General features: G+C 64.0%; 1 protein-coding gene. It reads left to right on the top strand.

Annotated features, from left to right (window positions below):
* Positions 1 to 558: 558 nt before the first annotated feature.
* On the top strand, positions 559 to 1,650 hold the full coding sequence (locus EOA19_RS34810; protein WP_128306108.1) for a 3-deoxy-7-phosphoheptulonate synthase: 1,092 nt from the start codon (positions 559 to 561) through the stop codon (positions 1,648 to 1,650).
* Positions 1,651 to 1,822 lie beyond the last annotated feature (172 nt).

The raw sequence follows: 1,822 nt of genomic DNA, 5'->3' as shown, positions 1-1,822 counted from the left end.
CAAGCTCATTGACGGTTGTAGCCGGAGGGGCAGCGGGCGACTTCGCCAAGCCTCGGGCCGGATGGCCATCCGGCCCGAGGCTCAATCGCTTCCATCGCACATAATCATCTCGTGCAGATACAAGGGGGCAGCGCCGACTTTGATAGTTAGAGGGTCGATTGAAGTCGGGGCTTTTTGGCCCTGTCCCTATCCTTCCGACGCAAGCGCCGCCCCTCACCTGCCTGCCGGCATCCTCTCCCCGTATAGTGACGGGGAGAGGGGCGCTCTCGCCAGCGATTTCGCCAACTCATCTACGGCACGTGACAAGCGCCGCCGCATCGACTATATGAGCCTCATGATCAACCTGACCGCCACATATTGGTACTTTAGGAGCTCGCTGGCGGCGGGAGGATTGCGCTCGATCTGAAGATTGCAGCAACAAGATCCGAACAGCCGCCATACCTGGCGGCTTTTTTGTTTTCAGCCGGCAGGTTCCCTCTAAATCAAAGAGGAGCATGATGTCGTCCGAAAACCGCTTCACACTTTTCGGCATCATGCTCTCGACAGGAGCAGAAAGCCGTGTTGACCACCACAGACGACCTCCGGGTCAAGGAAATCCGAGAACTGAGTACGCCGGACGAGGTGATGCGGGAGATCCCGCGCACTTTGACGGCGACGCGCACCGTCAGCGCATCGCGCAACGCAACCCATGCCATCCTGAACGGCACCGACGACCGGCTGCTCGTCATTGTCGGCCCGTGTTCGATCCACGATCCAGTCGCGGCCGTCGACTATGCCAGCCGTCTGGCGGCGCTGCGCGAGAGCCTGTCGGACCGGCTGGAGATCGTGATGCGGGTCTATTTCGAGAAACCGCGCACGACGGTCGGCTGGAAAGGCCTGATCAACGATCCTGACCTCGACGGCAGCTTCAACATCGACAAGGGGCTGCGGATGGCACGCAATGTGCTGTCGGCCGTCAACAATCTCGGCCTGCCGGCTGCGACCGAGTTCCTCGACATGACCACCCCGCAATACATTGCCGACCTGGTTGCCTGGGGCGCGATCGGCGCGCGCACGACCGAGAGCCAGATCCACCGCGAACTCGCCTCGGGCCTCTCCTGCCCGGTCGGCTTCAAGAACGGCACCGACGGCAATCTGCGCATCGCCGCCGAGGCGGTGAAATCGGCCGCCCAGCCGCATCATTTCATGGCGGTGACCAAGGGCGGACGCAGCGGCATCGCCACGACCATGGGCAATGAGGACTGCCACGTCATCCTGCGCGGCGGCGTTCAGCCCAACTATGACGCGGCGAGCGTCGAAGCCGCCGCTGTGGAACTCGCCCGCATCGGCGTTGCGCCCAGGCTGATGATCGATGTCAGCCACGCCAACTCGGCCAAGAAGCCCGAGAACCAGCCCAAGGTCGCGGCAGATGTCGCCGGCCAGGTCGCGGCAGGCGACGAGCGCATCATCGGCCTGATGATCGAGAGCAATCTCGTCGCCGGCCGGCAGGACGTGGTGCCGGGCAAGCCGCTGCTCTATGGCCAGAGCATCACCGATGGCTGCATCGACTGGGCGACCACCGAGACGGTGCTGCACGGCCTTGCCGGCGCCGTCGAGTGGCGCCGCTCGGCACGCCGCGCCATGATCGACAACCGGCAGGGAGCCGCTTGAGCCACTATTGCCGGCCTTTGCCCGGCACGACCCCCACCCTAACCCTCCCCACAAGGGGGAGGGAACGCTGCCGCGCACTCCTACTCGAACCTTGACGTCTGAAAGCCTCGGCAGTTTGCCATTGTCAGCGCCGGCGGGAGTCTCCCTCCCCCTTGTGGGGAGGGGTTAGGGG

The organism is Mesorhizobium sp. M7A.F.Ca.US.010.02.1.1 (assembly GCF_004023085.1).
Lineage (GTDB): Bacteria > Pseudomonadota > Alphaproteobacteria > Rhizobiales > Rhizobiaceae > Mesorhizobium.
This window is presented reverse-complemented; position numbering and strand designations above follow the sequence as displayed.